The sequence below is a fragment of the Providencia heimbachae ATCC 35613 genome, assembly GCF_001655055.1.
GTDB classification, from domain to species: domain Bacteria; phylum Pseudomonadota; class Gammaproteobacteria; order Enterobacterales; family Enterobacteriaceae; genus Providencia; species Providencia heimbachae.
The window spans coordinates 150,737-168,981 of the sequence record NZ_LXEW01000003.1; the positions used below are offsets into that span (position 1 = coordinate 150,737).

Genomic DNA, 18,245 nt, shown 5'->3' on the forward strand with positions numbered 1-18,245 from the left:
GGATCAAAATTGTAGACGATTGTAACTGAGTATCCGGCTCTTAGGTAGAGAAAGATAAGAAAAGTCGGGAGGTTAGCAACAATGGACACTTATTAAGCTGATACATGGAAATATGAAGATAAAGCTTAATATCGGTAATTTATCATATTCACTTCTAGCGAGTTAATTACGCATATATTGGATTAATCATAAAATATAGTTAATTACACTTAATATGTATTTTAAATGCAACTTCAATTCAGAGGATAATATAAGAAAATAGAAAATCATTTTATATTTTCTGACTTATTTCTTAAAAATTGATTCAAATCAAAATTTAAAATAATATAAATGAAATAATAAAGTCATATTTATTGGATTGGCTATAAATAAGTAAAAGATGTGATCTTGATTTGAACATGAATTTAAATATTACGGTATATTTTCCTAAAATAATAAAACAGGAATGGGATTAATAATGAAAAAACTCACTGCGCTTGTCTTGGCTGCGGCAACTCTTGCTCCAGCAGTTTCAATTGCTCATGAAGCTGGCGATTTCTTATTTCGTGCAGGTACTGCAACGGTAAGACCTAACGCGGGTTCAGATAATGTCTTAGGTTATGGCTCTTTTGGCGTTAATAATGACACACAATTAGGCTTAACTTTCGGTTATATGATCACCGATAATATTGGCGTGGAATTATTAGCAGCAACACCTTTCCAGCATAATGTTAGCTTAGGTGAATTTGGAAATATTGCATCAGTTAAACATTTACCACCAACATTAATGGCACAATATTATTTTGGTAGCAAAGAAGATAAATTACGTCCTTATTTAGGTGCGGGTGTTAACTACACTTTTTTCTTTGATGAAAAGTTTAATTCAACTGGGAAAAGTGCACAGTTATCAGATTTAGACCTATCCAGCTCTTGGGGCTTTGCCGCACAAGCAGGTATGGACTATATGTTGACTGAAAACTGGATGCTGAACGCCTCGGTTTGGTGGATGAATATCGAGACAGATGTTAAGTTTAAAGCGGGTGGCGAACAGCAAAAAATTGATACACGTTTAGACCCATTTGTATTTATGTTTGGTGCGGGCTACCGTTTCTAAATATTTAGCAGGATGCCAAACAGGTTAATTCCTGTGACCTGAAGGATTAGGGTGTAGTAGGAAATCCGAGAGTATTTATATTCTCGGATTTTTCATTTTTAACGTTCACTTAATTACAAATTCAATTTATCTCATCAAAAAATAAATAACAAATACTTCACAAAATAACCCAATAAAAATAACATAACGTTATCAATGAAATTATTTATTATGCGTTTTTATATCTTAGCTTCATTATTTTTAATGCTTAAAATTATTATTTAAATTTAATTAAGCAGTAACACTATAATGGTATTAGATAATAATCTTATGAAAATAAATTATTGGTATTTAAATGTTGAGCCATTGCAGAAGGGATTTAATTGAATATAAAGGCTATCATTGAGCGTTGATAGCCTTTATTGCTAACAATTACTTTAAGGTAGCGGCTTTCATGCTTGAAACAAATTGCGTTAATTCATTCAGCATAATATCAGGTCGTTTTAAATTATTTTCGATAATTTTCACTACCGCTGAACCTGATATAGCACCCGCCGCCCCATTTTTAATTGCTTCTGCTACCTGAGCAGGTTCTGAAATACCAAAACCTTGTAATGCAGGCGCTGCGCCGAATTCATTGAGTTTACCAATAAGATGAGTCAGTGACACTTCTGCACGTTTTTCAGTTCCCGTGACACCCGCTCTTGATAATAAATAGGTATAACCATGACTATGCTGGCCAATACTTTTAAGCAGCTCATCATCACCATTTGGCGGGCAAATAAAAATAGGCGCGATATTGTGCGCCAATGCCGCTTCACGGAAGGGCGTTGATTCACACATAGGAACATCTGCAACTAAAACGGAATCAACACCGGCTTGCTGGCAGCGACGATAGAAATTTTCAATGCCATTACTAAAAACAAGATTAGCATAAACTAACAAGCCAATAGGAATATCAGCGTGCTTTTCACGAACACGTTTGAGTAATTCAAAACAGACCGTCGGGGTTATCTCACTTTTAAATGCTCGTAAATTGGCATTTTGAATCGTGGGGCCATCGGCGAGTGGGTCAGAAAAGGGAATTCCGATTTCTAGCGCATCTGCGCCGCCTTCGATTAAAGCATCAATAATTTTTAATGAGAGTTCAGCGTCAGGATCGCCCAAGGTAACAAAGGGAACGAAAGCACCTTGATTTTTGCTATTCAACTGTTTAAAAAGCTGGGTATAACGTTCCATTAGATTTCTCCTTTGCTGGCCAAAATATCATGCACTGTAAAAATGTCTTTATCACCGCGACCGGATAAATTGACAATTAAAAGCTGTTCCTTATTAGGTTCTTTTTCCGCCATTTTTAAGGCATAAGCCAGTGCATGGGAAGATTCTAATGCGGGAATAATACCTTCTTTACGAGACAGTAACTTAAAGGCATTTAATGCTTCATCATCTGTAACTGAGACATACTCAGCCCTGCCAATACTGTTTAAATGTGCATGCTGTGGACCGACAGAAGGAAAATCTAATCCCGCAGAAATAGAATAAGATTCTTCAATTTGGCCTTCATCCGTTTGCATCATGGGTGATTTCATACCGAAATAAATGCCAACTCGCCCATGTTTTAGTGGCGCGCCATGTTGACCTGATTCAATTCCTAATCCTGCGGGCTCAACCCCAATAAGATTGACGTTTTCTTCGGGAATAAACGATGCAAATAGACCAATTGCATTTGAGCCACCGCCAATACACGCAATAACGGCGTCAGGTAGGCGACCTTCACGCTCTAAAATTTGCTGTTTAGCCTCATCACCAATCATACGTTGGAACTCACGAACAATGGTTGGGTAGGGATGGGGTCCCGCAGCAGTACCTAATAAATAATGTGCCTTGTCATAGCTGCCAGACCAGTCTCTTAATGCTTCATTACAAGCGTCTTTCAATGTGGCTGAACCACTGTGTACAGGAATAACTTCTGCACCCATTAATTTCATACGAAAAACATTTGGGGACTGACGTTCAACGTCTTTAGCACCCATATAAATACGGCATTTCATATTGAGTAACGCACAGGCAAGCGCAGTAGCAACGCCGTGTTGACCCGCGCCGGTTTCTGCGATGATCTCTGTCTTACCCATACGTTTAGCCAGTAAAGCTTGGCCTAAAACTTGGTTAGTTTTGTGAGCGCCACCATGTAAGAGGTCTTCACGTTTTAAATACAGTTTAGTTTTGGTGCCTTCTGTCAGGTTACGACATAGGGTTAATGCTGTGGGGCGACCTGCATAGTTTTTTAATAGGCCATGAAATTCTTTTAAGAATTCAGGATCGCTTTGTGCATCAATAAATGCATCTTCTAATTGATTTAATGCAGGGATCAGAATTTCTGGGACATATTGCCCACCAAACTCGCCGAAATAGGGATCTAATTTGCTCATTGTGTTATCCATCTCGTTTAATTAATTTCGTTCATGGCCTGTTTTAAATAGGCTGAACTTAAATAAGGGTTTAATGCGTGCTGAGTGATGCAAATACTTGATTTATTTTTTGCTCGCTTTTGATACCCGGCTCAGTCTCTACCCCTGAATTAAAATCAAGGCCATTACAAAGTAGCTTCGCTGCTTGTTGGCAATTTTCACTATTCAATCCACCGGCAATCATTAACCGATATTTTGTGGTTTGTGGGATTGTTGACCAATCAAACACATTACCCGTGCCACCACGGCCATTATCAAGTAATAGAACATCTATTTTCTGAGAATTATAAGCGGCAATATTCGCTTCAGACATATTAACCGCTTTCCAAATTTCACAATGCTCGGGCAATAGGGCGCGCAATTGTTCGATATAATCATTGTCTTCTGTGCCATGAAGTTGGACTGCGGATAAAGCCAGTTGTTCTGCAAGGTGAGAGACAAAATCAATGGATTGATTACGGAAAACACCAACATATTTTAAGGGAACAGAGTGAATAATTAGCTTGGCTTGTGACAGTGTCACTTTGCGCGGTGAGGATTCAGCGAATATCAAGCCGCCAAAGCTCGCCCCTGCTGCTAATGCCGCTTTTGCATCCTGTTCTCGGGTCAACCCACAGACCTTATGTTCGCCAATCAACAAGTTGCGTAGTGCTTTATTTAAGTCATCTTGCTCCATTAAAGCACTGCCAATTAGAAAACCATCAGCAACATTACTGAGAGATTGAATATGTTGATGTTGATGAATACCGGATTCGCTGATGACTATTGTGTCTGGTGCTAAGCGCGGTGCAAGTTCGCGAGTACGGTTTAAGTCAATGGACAAATCGCGTAAATCACGATTATTGATACCAACAACCTTGGCTTTTAGCTTTATCGCTCGTTCGAGTTCTTCTTCATTACTGGCTTCCGTTAGCACGCCCATATTGAGTTCATGTGCAATTTTAGCAAGGGCGATATATTCGTCATCATTTAAAACAGATAGCATCAATAAAATCGCATCAGCCTGGTAATAACGCGCTAAATAAATTTGATAAGGCTCGATGATAAAATCCTTACACAAGACAGGCTGTTGAACAGCATTACTCACAATAGTCAGATAGGCCATATCACCTTGAAAATATTTTTCGTCCGTTAATACGGAAATTGCAGAAGCGTAGGGTGCATAGGTTTTAGCAATAACTTCAGGATTAAAATCTTGTCGAATTAATCCTTTTGATGGCGATGCCTTTTTACATTCTAAAATAAAGACAGGGCGTTTTGCTGTCAGCGCGTTATAAAAACTGCGACTACTTGGCTTAATTCGCGAGATAAAGCTCTCTAGGGGTTGCGTGTTTTTTCGCTCAGCCAGATAAATAATTTTATCGTCGACAATTTTTTGCAGTACGGTGGCTTTCATTTTATTGATTCCTTAACGCTAATGCAGTGACACGATCGAATGATTTACCACTACGAATGATATTCAGGGCATGTTCGCTGTTTTCTTTTAAATCTTCATGGCCATTAATGCGCATTAACATGGCAACATTCGCTGCTACAGCCGCTTCGTGTGCCGCTTTACCACGGCCTTGCAATAAATGGCTGAGTAAAATTCGATTTTCGTCAGGCGTGCCACCTTCTAAATCGCGTAATTGGTAAGGCATCAAACCAAAATCGGCAGCGGTCAGTTGATATTGGTGCAAAATGCCGTTTTTTAATTCAGCGACTTGTGTCGTCGCATGTAATGAAACTTCATCCAGCCCTCCACTGTGTACCACAGCTGCGCGGGTAAAACCAAGCATTTGCAGTGTTTTAGCAACGGGTTCGACAAGCGCTTCGTGATATACACCAATTAAGGCTAATGGTGGGCGCGCAGGATTAATTAGTGGGCCTAATACATTAAATAATGTACGCGTTTTCAATTGGGTGCGAACCGGTGCAGCATGGCGAAAACCACTATGATATTGAGGGGCAAATAGAAAACAAACCCCAAGTTCGTCAAGGGCATCACGCGCACTTTGTGCGCTTAAATCAAGGGATATACCAAACGCGGCTAATAAATCAGAAGAACCAGAACGGCTTGAAACACTCCGGTTACCGTGTTTAGCAACTTTAATGCCACTCTCTGCGGCGACAAAAGCACTGGCGGTTGAAATATTGATGCTGTTTGCACCATCACCACCGGTTCCAACGATATCGCTAAATAGATAGTCTGGACGTGGAAATGGCTGTGCATTTTCTAAACAGGCAAGGGCTGCTCCGGCGATTTCTTGCGGTTGTTCTCCGCGCATTTTCATACTGATCAGTACCGCAGCTAGCTGCGACTCAGTTAATTCGCCTTGAATAATAGCATTGAATAATAATTGACTTTCTTGTTGTGTCAGCGCGTTGGCGGCGAATAATTTGTCATAAATATTTTGCATGATAGGCTCTCTCTTTCCCTTTATTGCGAATGTTTAGTTGTGTTTTTATTGGGTGTAGAAAGAGCCCACGCCACGGTATTTTCTAACAACATTTTGCCCTGAGTGGTTAAAATCGATTCAGGATGAAATTGAAAACCACAAACACGTTCCTGATCATTACGAACCGCCATAACCATGCCATTAGATTGGGCGCAGAGCGTTAATGTGTCTGGGATTAGGCTGCCAACCAGAGAGTGGTAACGTGCAACGGAAAGTGGATTTTCAAGCCCAGTAAACATGGCAAGTTCATCATGAGTCGCCATGGAAGATTTACCGTGTAATATTTCCCCCGCGGCTGATACCGTGCCACCATAGGCTTCAACAATAGCCTGGTGACCTAAGCAAATACCGATAACCGGAATTTTGCCTTTGACTTGCTTGAGTACTTCAGGCATTGAGCCAGCTTCACTGGGTTTCCCAGGGCCTGGAGATAAAACCAAAATAGGTGATTCCATTTTATTTAGTACTGACAAAATGTGTTCTGCCGCAACCGTATTACGGTAAATCACAACCTGATGCCCCCCTGAGCGAAGTTGGTCAACAAGGTTATAGGTAAAGGAATCAACATTATCGAGCAGTAAAATATTAGCCATTAGAATAATTCCTCTACTTGGTGTGCTTGAGCGATTGCACGGATCACTGCGCGTGCTTTATTGCGGGTTTCATCGGCTTCAGCCTGTGGCGAAGAATCAAGAACCACACCACCGCCTGCTTGTACGGTCGCAATACCCTTTTCGACATAAGCAGAGCGAATAACGATGCAAGTATCTAAATCACCTTTTCCATTGAAATAACCTACAGCACCACCATAAGCGCCACGACGTTCCTGCTCGTATTCGGCGATGAGCTGCATCGCTTTAACTTTTGGTGCACCGGTTAATGTGCCCATATTCATACAAGCTTGGTAGGCATGAAAAACATCAAGGTCGTGACGTAAAATACCGACCACATGAGAAACTAAGTGCATCACAAATGAATAGCGGTCGACTTTAGTTAAATTTGCAACATAACGACTGCCTGCTTCACAGATACGCGCCAGATCGTTACGTGCGAGATCGACCAACATGATATGTTCGGCCAACTCTTTTTCGTCGGTACGCATAGAGAGTTCAATACGGCTATCTAAATCAAGATCAAGCTCACCTTGGGCATTACGACCGCGAGGGCGAGTTCCGGCAATTGGATAGATTTCTACTTGTCGGCTCGCAACATTGTATTTCAACGCACTTTCAGGGGATGCCCCGAATAGCGTAAAATCTTGGTCTTGCATATAAAACATGTAAGGACTTGGATTTTGTAATTTCAGTTTTTGATAAGCAATCAGTGGGTGTGCGCAAGGTAGCGTGAATTTACGAGAAGGAACCACTTGAAAAATATCACCACGATAAATCGCTTCTTTTAATGCGTTAACCACAGCACCGTATTCGTTATCATCTTTATTGGTATGAACGGCAAAGTCAGATATGGAGCCAAGTGGTAGCGCAGGTAAAAAAGGACGGCAAGAGGCGATAATTTCGTTATGGCGTTGTTTTATCGCTTGGACAACCGACTCGTTGTGAGTAAAAATACAGCTTTTCAGGCGAGCCGCTTGGTTTTGATGGTCGATCACTAAATAATGTTCTGCGACAAAAAAACAATAATCAGGGCAGCTATTAATCGTTTTTACCTTCGGTAGTGATTCAAAGCCAGCGACTAAGTCATAAGCGAATAATCCACCAATAAAGATGTTTTCTGGTTTTTCAGAGTAGCGTTGTGCTAATGCAGGCAAAGTACGTAAGACATCTAAGCATGATGTCGCCTTTAAACGACTATCTTCATCTAAGTTGGCCTCGGGTTGGCAAAATGTGACCACTAAGTGCTGTGAAGTAATGACGCTGCTTTCAATTTGCTCAGCAAGCTGTTCCAATATCATCGGTAATAATGCACTGCCATTATCGGTAAGCGCTTCAATTTCGACACGTTGACCCAATGCACGAATACGCAGTGAGCTTTCGACAATCAATAAGCTTTGTAAGTTAGCTTTGTTATTAATTTCTGCCGATTCTAATAACATGGTTGAAGGTTTACTCTGACATAAATGATTAAATAGTAATGTTGGGTCGGGCTGGTAGTTAATTGGGCTATCCAGATAGTTAAAATGTGCTAATGTGGTGTTTTGATTATTCATTTTGTTGCCTTTAAGCTAATTTTAGACATAAAAAAACCCGCCTTTTTAGGAGCGGGTTTGGCACTGAGGCATGATGAAATTATGCGTGTGCGGCTTCCGCCCAATTTGGAAAGTCACGCCACCAACGATTTGTTAGATTTAATAAAGTCATACCTTGCCTCACTGGATAAACCGATTCATTTTGGCCTCAAGCCATCTTGCGTACTAGTAAACTGGATCGCACGGTTTGTGTCAAGGGCTTTGTTAGTTCTTTTTGAAAAACAGCTAAAAATAGAACATGGAGTAAATAAATTATGTCGCAAGTGTCGACGCCATTGCTGACTCGCTATGATTTACATAGCCATACCAATGCATCAGATGGTGAGTTTACGCCCGCTGAATTGGTCGAACGCGCGATAGAAATGGGCGTAAATATATTATCAATCACGGATCATGACACCTGTGATGGCCTTATTCAGGCCCAGCATTATATTGCAGAAAACGCTCGCCCACTTGAATTAGTCAATGGTGTTGAAATTTCGACGCTTTGGGAGAATATTGAAATTCATATTGTAGGGCTAAATTTTTCACCTTTTGCACCACCGATGGCAGAGTTGTTGGATGCTCAGTCACAACGGCGCTTAGAAAGAGGGGTCGAAATAGGCCGTCGACTACAAAAAGCGGGTATTGAGGATGCTTGGGAGAATGCGGTTGCTTTGTCAGGGGGCGGGCAGGTGACACGGGCGCATTTTGCGCAATATATTGTTAAAATAGGTAAAGAAAAAAATATCAGTAATGTTTTTAAACGTTATTTATCAAAGGGTAAAACGGGATATACCCCTGCGCAATGGTGTAGTATTCAAGATTCAATCGACGCAATACATGCCGCAGGGGGTGTCGCGGTATTAGCTCACCCATCAAAATATCAATTATCAAACAAGTGGTTAAAGCGCCTAGTTGCCTATTTTAAAGCGTGTAATGGGGATGCGATGGAAGTGTCGCATTGTCAGCAGCCTCCCCATGAAAAACAGTATTTAGCGGAGTTGGCTAGAACCGCCAATTTGAAAACTTCAGTAGGCTCAGATTTTCATCGACCTTGCTCATGGATAGAATTAGGCCGTAATTTATGGTTACCCGATGATGCTCAAGCCGTTTGGACGCTTTGGGATGAGATAAAAAAGCGATAAATAAAATAGTTGGTTGAATAGTCGAATTGTTGATGTATCAGTGATGCGGTGTAGAATATATAAGATAAGTTTTTTCATTAATTATTGATGAATTATTGTTTTGTTAGTAGATGGTGCCATTTTTAGGTATTTTGCCGGGTGATACTGTCGATACTCAGAGTAGAGGTATGTATGAGCCAGTTTTTTTATATCCATCCGGATAATCCTCAAGCAAGATTGATCAGCCAGAGTGTTGATATCTTGAATAAAGGCGGGGTTGTTGTTTATCCAACAGACTCCGGTTATGCCATTGGTTGTCGTTTAGAAGACAAGGATGCATTACAACGTATTTGTCGTATTCGACAGTTAGATACTAATCATAATTTCACATTAATGTGCCGTGATTTATCTGAACTGTCTAATTATGCGCATGTTGATAATACGGTGTTTCGTTTAATTAAAAATAATACACCGGGCAACTACACCTTTATATTGCGAGCAACAAAAGAAGTACCACGCCGTTTGATGAATGAAAAACGTAAAACGATTGGTTTACGTGTTCCTTCAAACCCGATTGCGCGTGATTTACTTGAAGCGGTTGGTGAACCACTCATGTCCACGAGTCTTATTATGCCCGGGGATGATTTTACCCAGTCCGATCCCGAAGAAATTCGTGACTTATTAGATAGACAAGTGGATTTAGTCATCCATGGTGGGCACATCGGCCAAAAGCCAACCACCGTGATTGATTTTACGGATGATATACCAGTCGTGGTTAGGGTTGGAATGGGAGACCCATCACCGTTTGAGTAGCACAGAGAACGGACTATATTAGTAATAGGGTATCACTACAAACCTGTGTATAATGCGCGGGTTTTTAAATTTCATACTTTTTGTCTTTGTTACGAAAAGTCAGTTGACGCCTGTGAAGGCGACAGTAGAGGGTTACATGAGCGATAAATCGCAAAAAACTGAAAAGTTACAAAAAATTCTTGCTCGTTCAGGGCATGGTTCACGTAGAGAAGTCGAAACATTTTTACAGGCTGGGCGTGTCAGCGTTGATGGTAAAATAGCGACGCTTGGCGATCGCGTTGAAGTTAAAGCCGCAACTAAAATTCGTTTAGATGGCCGCTTACTGGCAATCAAAGAGCCAGAAAAAGAAATTTGCCGTGTAATGGCATATTACAAGCCAGAAGGCGAGTTGTGCACGCGTCACGACCCAGAAGGGCGTCCAACAGTATTCACGCGTTTACCAAGATTAACAGGGGCTCGATGGATAGCGGTAGGCCGTCTTGATGTTAATACCAGCGGTTTACTGTTATTTACTACCGATGGTGAATTAGCTAACCGTTTAATGCATCCAAGCCGTGAAGTAGAACGTGAGTATGCTGTACGTATTTTTGGTGAAATGAATGATGAAAAAATACGTCAGCTGACGAGAGGCGTTCAATTAGAAGATGGTCCAGCAGCGTTTAAAACGGTTTCGTATCGTGGTGGCGAAGGCATGAACCAATGGTATAATGTGACTTTGACAGAAGGCCGTAACCGTGAGGTTCGTCGTCTGTGGGAGTCGGTTGGTGTGCAAGTCAGTCGCTTGATCCGAGTTCGTTATGGTGATATTGACCTGCCTAAAGGGCTACCTCGTGGTGGTTGGACGGAATTAGGCTTAGAACAAACTAACTATTTAAGAGAGCTAGTTGGACTCGGCGCTGAAACGGAAAGTAAGGTTGCGGTTGAACGTGACCAGCGCCGTTTGAAAGCGAATCAAATTCGTCGGGCAGTTAAGCGTGCTACACAGGTTGCTTCTCGTCCTGGTACTACGGCTTCTCGCCCAGGTACTACGGCATCGCGACCTGGTGCTAAACGTCAATCAACGAAGCCAACGGCAAAACGTCGTACTCGTATCTAATCTTGGTTATTGATTGAATATATGAAAGGTTATGGATAGCAATCCATAACCTTTTTTTGTATTTACCTTTAAATCATTACGCTAGAAAGTCGTTTTTATCACAATGACATTTAATTAAAATTCAAATAAACAATAAATCAATTAGTTTTTGTTATGTGTTTGCTCACATAACTGTTTCATCGCTATTGAGAAAATTCTGCTTTTAATTTATTTTTGATATAGATCAAGAATGAATAAAGGATATTGTTTTCTATGACAAATCCACAATTAGCGAAGTGGCTAGGGGTATTTAGCTTAATTATTAGCGGTTGTGATGTATACCAGCCAGCCATGATAGAGAGTGGGCGCTTTTACTTTAGTAATGACACGGAAAATGATTTTACTTTTTTTATAAATCATAAATCTTTAGTTATCCCTAAAAATACCACTGGCAGTATTTTACTTGAACCGGGTGCTCATACCATGACAACCAAGGGTAATGAAACGATTCAATTTATCGTCTATCCCGGTAATAAAGGCGGCATATTAAACCCGCAAAAACAATTCTATTATGCATATAGCTTTATCCACGGAACGAACGGTATTCCATCTATATATCATTTAACTATCCAGCGTTTAATTGTTAACCATTATCAGTTAAGCGGCAAAATTCATAGCAGTAATGACTTTGTGATAGATAATAATGTGTTCAATTGTGATTTTGCAATTGGCGGCAAAGTGCCTGAAGAGCTGACGGAACATACAGGGGTTAGTCAGGTAAAAACAAAATGTTTTTCACATCAGGAATTATTGAATGTGATTACCGCTGATGATGCGTTGATATCACAATTATCAGTCAGAAGCGCGCATCCAAATGAAAAAGAGTCCGTTACACTGAGATTTGACTATCCCGTGGCACAGCCTAATTTTAACAATAAAGATCTTCAAATATACGCACAAGACATCATTGAGCTAGTCAATGATTTTCGAACAGCTCTAGACCCAAATAAAAAGCAATTTTATTATAATCAATATCATAGGAAAGTTTCAAATATGGCTAAGATCTATAGCCAAATGGGAAGTGAGGGACGTTGTCTCAAGGATAAACAAAAGTATGCTATTTTTATAAATCAAACGAGAGCTATTTTTGGTGCAGGTGCATTATTACTTAATTAGTTCATATATCGATATAAGTCATAGCCAATAATTTTAATTGACTATGACTAGATGATTACCAATCAATGCCTTTTTGCGCTTTGATACCCACATCAAAAGCATGTTTGATCGGGCGCATTTCGGTTACGGTATCGGCAAGTTCTAACAATGTTTTATGACAAGCACGTCCAGTAATAATGACTGACATGCTTTCTGGCCTATTTTTTAGTGCATTAACAACATCATCTAATGAAAGGTAGTGGTAGGCAACCATATAGGTTAATTCATCAAGCACGACTAAATCCAATTTAGGATCGCAGAGTAGTTGTTTGGCATGATACCAAGTTTCAAGGCAGGCGATGGTATCCGTTTCTCGGTTTTGGGTATCCCAAGTAAAGCCAGTCGCCATAACATGGAAAGGAACACCGTGGGGCTCAAGTAATTCACGTTCGCCATTATCCCAACTTCCTTTGATAAACTGAACAACTGCCGCTTTTTTACCATGACCCACTGTGCGACATACCGTCCCAAAGGCAGCCGTGGTTTTCCCTTTACCATTTCCGGTGAACACTAACAGAATGCCACGCTCAATTTGTGCAGCTTCAATTCGTGCATCAACTTTATCTTTCAAACGTTGTTGACGTTCTTCGTGCCGGCTTTGTGACATGTGATTACTCCGCGGGACCTGCTTTGCGGCCCGGCTGGGCATCATAGCTAGTGCCTGTTTTACGTAAGCTATCATCACCCATTAAATAAATATAAATGGGCATAATCTCGGCAGGGGTTTTCAATTTTTGAGAATCTTCATCAGGGAATGCACTCGCACGCATCGAGGTGCGTGTTCCACCAGGGTTGATACAATTAACTCGAAGGTTAGTTTGCTTATATTCTTCAGCAAGAACTTGCATCAAACCTTCAGTTGCAAATTTAGAGACAGCATAAGCACCCCAACCAATACGGCCTTGCTTGCCGACACTTGAACTGGTGAACACTAATGAGGATGCAGGGGCTTTAAGTAATAAAGGAAGCAATGCTTGGGTTAACATAAAGGTTGCATTTACATTCACCTGCATAACATCGTGCCATAATTGAGTTGGCTGTTCTGTGATAGGGGCGACAACACCGAGAAGCCCAGCATTGTGCAATACACCATCAAGATAGGAATGATTTTTGGCGATAAGATTCGCTAACTCATGGCACTCTTCACTGGTTACCGTTAATAAATCTAACAGATAAACCTCAGAGGATTTTCCTGTTAACTCTGTAATTTCTTTACTAACCGCATCTAGTTTATGTTTTGTCCTACCAACTAAAATTAATCTTGCCCCAAAGCGTGAATAAGTTAACGCTGCTTCACGACCAATTCCGTCTCCAGCACCTGTAATTAAGATGGTTTTGCCCTTTAAGAGATCTTGTCTAGGTTGATATTGAAGCATATTTTTTCCTATCATATTTATTAACAATTATTAATATCATCGCATTGATTAAGTTTATTGGCTAATCTAACACATATGTTTGTACTTTTTTGTACATAGACGCTGTTTTTTTTACTGGTTGTTTGTTAATAATCGTGAGACTATTTTTTATTAAAGATGAATATTAAAAGGATCAATTTGTGGAGTATTTCTCTTTGTACGGACTCTTTTTAGCAAAAGTGTTAACCATCGTAGTGGCAATTGTTTTACTGGCGGTTTTTGTCTTTGGTGTAGGCATGCGTCGTCAAGGATCGAAAGGTTCTTTAAAAATCACAGATCTAGGCGAAAATTATCGCGAACGTCAGCGCCAAATGCAGCAAATCAAAATGAATGATTCAGAGCATAAAGCCTGGTCGAAGGCGTTTAAAAAGCAATTAAAAGTTAAATCAAAAAATGAGAAAGCAGGGGCAAAAGTCGGTCAATCGACGGTCAAAAAGCCTTGTTTATATGTCTTAGACTTTAAAGGCAGCATGGATGCACGTGAAGTTACCTCTTTAAGAGAGGAGATAAGCGCCATACTTGCGGTTGCTGATCAGCAAGATGAAGTTTTACTGCGTTTAGAAAGCCCCGGCGGTATGGTTCATGGCTATGGTCTAGCGGCATCTCAATTATTGAGGTTAAAAGAAAAAAATATCCCTCTGACGATTGCGGTTGATAAAGTCGCGGCTAGTGGTGGCTATATGATGGCCTGTATTGCCAATAAAATTATTGCAGCGCCTTTTGCTATCGTTGGCTCAATAGGTGTAGTTGCTCAAATACCAAATATTCACCGTCTACTTAAAAAGCATGACGTTGATGTTGAATTGCATACCGCGGGTGAATATAAAAGAACGCTGACTATGCTGGGCGAAAATACAGAGCAAGGTCGCAAAAAATTTGTTGAAGATTTAAATTCAACCCATGAACTGTTCAAGCAATTTGTTCATGAAAACAGACCTTCATTGGATATCGATGCTGTCGCAACAGGTGAGTACTGGTACGGGTCTCAAGCTTTAGAAAAAGGGCTTGTGGATCAAATTGGCGTCAGTGATGATGCGATTATTAGTGCAATTGATACAAAAGAAATTGTTGGTATCCGTTATGCATTAAGCAAAAATATGATGGATAGATTTACGGGAAGTGCCGCAGAAAGCGCTGACAAATTATTGTTACGCTGGTGGCAGCGTGGACAGAAACCACTCCTATAATTAATTGTGAATTCGCAAATATCTTATTTTAAATCTACTATTAATTACCGGCGGTTAAGCCGGTAATTTTTTACGATTCATTTTCAGTCAGGCGATACTGTTCTGAAAGAATATGCGCTAAGTGTTTATACATATTAAAGGCGGCAGTACTTTTAATCGATGGAATGCCCTTTTCATCTAAAAAGAACTCCCCCTTGAAAACTAAAGTACCACGATGTTGTTCTACGGTATCAACAAACATGCCGTGAATATAATCATCATGTTTCCTTATGATATCGTTAGCTTTTTCAAGCAGTTCTTTTTTCGTAATGTACTGTATATCGTCTTGCATTATATGGCTCCCTTGAAAAAATAATTGGTTGCTTCTAACATTTTATCAGGTAGAGTGTGTGGTTTTCAATTGTATCTAAACATCATTACTTGGTTAAAATCAGTCAGCTAGGGCATTTTGTGCTCTTTTAAGAATAACGTGACTGAGATTATAAGTTTTGTTTCAGCACAAATTATTGTGTGAAAATATATTGATATATTGTGATTGTGTCGCAATATAAAAAAGAGATTCTTTATTTTGCGCATTTTAATGTAGAAATGCGCCATTGTTGATATTTAGGTAAAGGTAAATATGGGTAAAGCTCTTGTAATAGTGGAGTCCCCGGCAAAAGCCAAGACGATTAATAAGTATCTTGGTAGTGGCTACGTTGTCAAAAGCAGCGTCGGCCACATTCGTGATCTGCCGAAAAGCGGCTCTAGCTCACAAACCGGCTCACAAAAGAGTACAGGCTCATCTACCGATAAAGCAAAGAAGGTAAAAAAAGATCCTCAGCAAGCGTTAGTTAAGCGCATGGGGATTGATCCTTACCATGGTTGGGACGCGAATTATCAAATTCTACCCGGTAAGGAAAAAGTGGTGTCTGAATTACAGACGTTAGCAGCGGATGCAGACCACATTTATCTCGCAACGGATTTGGACCGCGAAGGAGAAGCCATTGCTTGGCATTTACGCGAAGTAATTGGTGGTGATGACTCACGTTTTAGCCGTGTCGTATTTAACGAAATAACCAAAAATGCGATTACTCAAGCTTTTGAAACGCCTGGCGAATTAAATATCGACAGGGTTAACGCACAGCAAGCGCGTCGCTTTATGGATCGTGTTGTGGGCTACATGGTTTCGCCACTGTTGTGGAAAAAAGTCGCAAGAGGGCTTTCTGCGGGACGTGTTCAATCCGTTGCGGTTAGATTGATTGTTGAGCGTGAACGCGAAATCAAAGCATTTGTTCCTGTTGAATATTGGGAATTGCATGCGGATTTATCTGATAAAGGCGCCATCAACTTACGTATGGAAGTCGCGTCACAATCGGGTAAAGCATTTAAGCCTGTAACGAAAGCACAAACTGAAGCTGCAGTTAAATTACTTGAAAAAGCGCGCTTTGAGGTGATTGACCGAGAAGACAAGCCGACATCAAGTAAACCTAGCGCACCTTTTATCACCTCAACACTACAGCAAGCGGCAAGTACGCGTCTTGGTTTTGGTGTGAAAAAAACCATGATGATGGCTCAGCGTCTTTACGAAGCGGGTTACATTACTTATATGCGTACTGACTCAACTAACTTGAGCCAAGATGCATTGAGCATGGTACGTGACTATATTAATGATAACTTTGGTGCGAAATATTTACCTAAAGATGCCATTGCTTATAGCAGTAAAGATAATTCTCAAGAAGCGCATGAAGCTATCCGTCCTTCGAGTGTTGATGTATTAACTGAAACACTTAAAGATATGGAAAATGATGCTAAGCGATTATATCAGCTGATTTGGAACCAATTTGTGGCGTGTCAAATGACACCAGCAAAATATGATTCAACCACGCTGATAGTAAAAGCGGGCGATTTTGAGCTTAAAGCAAAAGGGCGTACATTGCGTTTTGATGGTTGGACTAAAGTCATGCCAGCATTGCGTAAAAATGATGATGATAAGACCTTGCCACCTATTCAAGTTGGTTCTGAATTATCCTTGTTAGAATTACTGCCAACTCAGCATTTTACTAAGCCGCCAGCACGCTTTAGTGAAGCTTCTTTAGTTAAGGAATTAGAAAAACGGGGTATCGGCCGACCATCGACATATGCTGCTATCATTTCGACTATCCAAGATAGAGGATATGTCAAAGTTGATAACCGCCGCTTTTATGCCGAAAAAATGGGTGAAATTGTTACCGATCGATTGGAAGAAAATTTCAACGATCTAATGAACTATGATTTCACTGCCCGTATGGAAAATCAGCTCGACCATGTTGCTAATCATGAAGCAGAATGGAAAGCCGTGTTAGATGAATTCTTCTCAGACTTTAGTAAGCAATTAGAAGTTGCAGAAAAAGATCCAGAAGAAGGCGGTATGCGTACTAATCCAATGGTGATCACCTCAATCGTCTGTCCTGATTGTGAACGCCATATGGGAATTCGTACCGCATCTACAGGTGTGTTTCTGGGTTGTTCTGGTTATGCTTTACCCCCAAAAGAGCGTTGTAAAAAGACGATTAATCTGATCCCTGAAGATGAAGTTCTTAACATTCTTGAAGGGGAAGATGCGGAAACCAATGCTCTGAGAGCTAAACGTCGCTGCCCGAAATGTGGTACTGCAATGGATAGCTATTTGATTGATAACCAACGTAAATTACATGTATGTGGTAACAACCCAGCATGTGAAGGTTATGAAATCGAAGAAGGTGAATTCCGTATTAAAGGTTACGATGGCCCGGTTATTGAATGCGAAAAATGTGGTTCTGAAATGCACCTTAAAATGGGGCGTTTTGGTAAATACATGGGTTGTACCAATGATGAGTGCAAAAATACGCGTAAGATTTTAAGAAGTGGTGAAATCGCACCACCGAAAGAAGATCCTGTACCGTTGCCTGAATTAGCCTGTGAAAAATCTGATGCGTACTTTGTTCTACGTGATGGTGCAGCTGGCATTTTCCTTGCCGCAAATACGTTCCCTAAATCAAGAGAAACGAGAGCTCCATTAGTCGAAGAATTGCAGCGATTTAAAGATCGCTTACCTGAAAAGTTTGCTTATTTAGCTGAAGCTCCAGCTAAAGATACCGAGGGTAATCCAACAGTTGTTCGTTTTAGCCGCAAGACTAAACAGCAATATGTGTCATCTGAAAAAGATGGCAAAGCAACGGGTTGGAGCGCTTTCTATGTTGATGGTAAATGGCAAGTGAAAGAGAAGTAATTCTCTGCAAAGCACCTTTTA

Annotated in this window: 14 protein-coding genes, 2 pseudogenes and 1 other annotated feature; of the genes and pseudogenes, 7 read left to right on the forward strand and 9 right to left on the reverse strand. The window is 40.5% G+C overall.

The window, feature by feature from the left end; translation table 11 throughout:
• The first annotated feature begins 457 nt into the window (after window positions 1–457).
• Entirely contained in the window at window positions 458–1,093 is a 636-nt protein-coding gene (gene ompW / locus M998_RS00775) for an outer membrane protein OmpW (protein ID WP_068907122.1), read from the forward strand.
• A 411-nt stretch (window positions 1,094–1,504) separates the two neighbouring features.
• Here ompW and trpA read toward each other — a convergent pair whose 3' ends face one another.
• From trpA to M998_RS00805, 6 genes and pseudogenes are all read right to left on the reverse strand, one after another.
• Window positions 1,505–2,311, reverse strand: a complete 807-nt coding sequence (gene trpA, locus M998_RS00780; RefSeq protein WP_068444148.1) for a tryptophan synthase subunit alpha — start codon at window positions 2,309–2,311, stop codon at window positions 1,505–1,507.
• Complete coding sequence (trpB, locus tag M998_RS00785; protein ID WP_068907123.1) at window positions 2,311–3,501, reverse strand: tryptophan synthase subunit beta; 1,191 nt, start codon at window positions 3,499–3,501, stop codon at window positions 2,311–2,313. The genes trpA and trpB overlap by 1 nt, the downstream gene beginning before the upstream one ends.
• Before the next feature lie 70 nt (window positions 3,502–3,571).
• Entirely contained in the window at window positions 3,572–4,936 is a 1,365-nt protein-coding gene (gene trpCF, locus M998_RS00790; protein ID WP_068907124.1) for a bifunctional indole-3-glycerol-phosphate synthase TrpC/phosphoribosylanthranilate isomerase TrpF, read from the reverse strand.
• A 1-nt stretch (window position 4,937) separates the two neighbouring features.
• Window positions 4,938–5,930, reverse strand: a pseudogene (gene trpD, locus M998_RS20190) (anthranilate phosphoribosyltransferase); the annotation flags it as partial.
• A gap of 71 nt (window positions 5,931–6,001) precedes the next feature.
• Window positions 6,002–6,571: pseudogene (locus tag M998_RS20195) on the reverse strand (glutamine amidotransferase-related protein); the annotation flags it as partial.
• Complete coding sequence (locus tag M998_RS00805) at window positions 6,571–8,145, reverse strand: anthranilate synthase component 1 (protein WP_068907126.1); 1,575 nt, start codon at window positions 8,143–8,145, stop codon at window positions 6,571–6,573. The pseudogene M998_RS20195 and the gene M998_RS00805, both read right to left, overlap by 1 nt.
• Window positions 8,146–8,172: 27 nt before the next feature.
• Window positions 8,173–8,275 (reverse strand) — a sequence feature (Trp leader region).
• Between the two features lie 163 nt (window positions 8,276–8,438).
• Here M998_RS00805 and rnm point away from each other — a divergent pair.
• The 4 genes from rnm to M998_RS00825 all read left to right on the forward strand — a co-directional run bounded on the left by rnm (window position 8,439) and on the right by M998_RS00825 (window position 12,354).
• A complete protein-coding gene (rnm, locus tag M998_RS00810) occupies window positions 8,439–9,311 on the forward strand; it encodes an RNase RNM (protein WP_068907127.1) in 873 nt (290 codons plus the stop codon).
• Window positions 9,312–9,482: 171 nt separating this feature from the next.
• The gene (locus M998_RS00815; protein ID WP_068444130.1) at window positions 9,483–10,103 is read left to right on the forward strand and encodes an L-threonylcarbamoyladenylate synthase; all 621 of its coding nucleotides are present in this window, start codon (window positions 9,483–9,485) and stop codon (window positions 10,101–10,103) included.
• A 136-nt stretch (window positions 10,104–10,239) separates the two neighbouring features.
• A complete protein-coding gene (gene rluB / locus M998_RS00820; RefSeq protein WP_068444127.1) occupies window positions 10,240–11,199 on the forward strand; it encodes a 23S rRNA pseudouridine(2605) synthase RluB in 960 nt (319 codons plus the stop codon).
• 252 nt (window positions 11,200–11,451) lie between these two features.
• Window positions 11,452–12,354 carry a hypothetical protein gene (locus tag M998_RS00825; RefSeq protein WP_068907128.1) on the forward strand — a complete coding sequence of 301 codons (903 nt, stop codon included), beginning with the start codon at window positions 11,452–11,454 and terminating at the stop codon, window positions 12,352–12,354.
• A gap of 55 nt (window positions 12,355–12,409) precedes the next feature.
• Here the strand turns inward: M998_RS00825 and cobO are convergent, their stop codons facing one another.
• Together cobO and M998_RS00835 are read right to left on the reverse strand one after the other, a co-directional pair.
• Window positions 12,410–13,000, reverse strand: a complete 591-nt coding sequence (gene cobO / locus M998_RS00830) for a cob(I)yrinic acid a,c-diamide adenosyltransferase (RefSeq protein ID WP_068907129.1) — start codon at window positions 12,998–13,000, stop codon at window positions 12,410–12,412.
• A gap of 4 nt (window positions 13,001–13,004) precedes the next feature.
• Window positions 13,005–13,769, reverse strand: coding sequence for a YciK family oxidoreductase (locus tag M998_RS00835; RefSeq protein ID WP_068444117.1), 765 nt, complete (start codon window positions 13,767–13,769; stop codon window positions 13,005–13,007).
• Window positions 13,770–13,948: 179 nt separating this feature from the next.
• Here M998_RS00835 and sohB point away from each other — a divergent pair, with 179 nt between their 5' ends.
• Window positions 13,949–14,995: a protease SohB gene (gene sohB / locus M998_RS00840; RefSeq protein WP_068444114.1), complete on the forward strand. Its 1,047-nt coding sequence runs from the start codon at window positions 13,949–13,951 to the stop codon at window positions 14,993–14,995.
• 70 nt (window positions 14,996–15,065) lie between these two features.
• On the opposite strand, the gene M998_RS00845 is transcribed toward sohB, so the two are convergent.
• A complete protein-coding gene (locus tag M998_RS00845) occupies window positions 15,066–15,326 on the reverse strand; it encodes a DUF2498 family protein (protein ID WP_068444111.1) in 261 nt (86 codons plus the stop codon).
• Between the two features lie 291 nt (window positions 15,327–15,617).
• Between M998_RS00845 and topA the strand changes: the two genes are divergently transcribed.
• Entirely contained in the window at window positions 15,618–18,224 is a 2,607-nt protein-coding gene (topA, locus tag M998_RS00850; protein ID WP_068907130.1) for a type I DNA topoisomerase, read from the forward strand.
• Window positions 18,225–18,245 lie beyond the last annotated feature (21 nt).

Bases quoted from the DNA above. Each gene is read 5' to 3' on its own strand.
- topA (WP_068907130.1), top strand. From the start codon at position 15,618: ATGGGTAAAGCTCTTGTAATAGTGGAGTCCCCGGCAAAAGCCAAGACG.
- trpCF (WP_068907124.1), bottom strand. From the start codon at position 4,936: ATGAAAGCCACCGTACTGCAAAAAATTGTCGACGATAAAATTATTTAT.
- M998_RS00815 (WP_068444130.1), top strand. From the start codon at position 9,483: ATGAGCCAGTTTTTTTATATCCATCCGGATAATCCTCAAGCAAGATTG.
- cobO (WP_068907129.1), bottom strand. From the start codon at position 13,000: ATGTCACAAAGCCGGCACGAAGAACGTCAACAACGTTTGAAAGATAAA.
- trpB (WP_068907123.1), bottom strand. From the start codon at position 3,501: ATGAGCAAATTAGATCCCTATTTCGGCGAGTTTGGTGGGCAATATGTC.
- rnm (WP_068907127.1), top strand. From the start codon at position 8,439: ATGTCGCAAGTGTCGACGCCATTGCTGACTCGCTATGATTTACATAGC.
- M998_RS00845 (WP_068444111.1), bottom strand. From the start codon at position 15,326: ATGCAAGACGATATACAGTACATTACGAAAAAAGAACTGCTTGAAAAA.
- trpA (WP_068444148.1), bottom strand. From the start codon at position 2,311: ATGGAACGTTATACCCAGCTTTTTAAACAGTTGAATAGCAAAAATCAA.
- rluB (WP_068444127.1), top strand. From the start codon at position 10,240: ATGAGCGATAAATCGCAAAAAACTGAAAAGTTACAAAAAATTCTTGCT.
- M998_RS00805 (WP_068907126.1), bottom strand. From the start codon at position 8,145: ATGAATAATCAAAACACCACATTAGCACATTTTAACTATCTGGATAGC.
- ompW (WP_068907122.1), top strand. From the start codon at position 458: ATGAAAAAACTCACTGCGCTTGTCTTGGCTGCGGCAACTCTTGCTCCA.
- M998_RS00825 (WP_068907128.1), top strand. From the start codon at position 11,452: ATGACAAATCCACAATTAGCGAAGTGGCTAGGGGTATTTAGCTTAATT.
- M998_RS00835 (WP_068444117.1), bottom strand. From the start codon at position 13,769: ATGCTTCAATATCAACCTAGACAAGATCTCTTAAAGGGCAAAACCATC.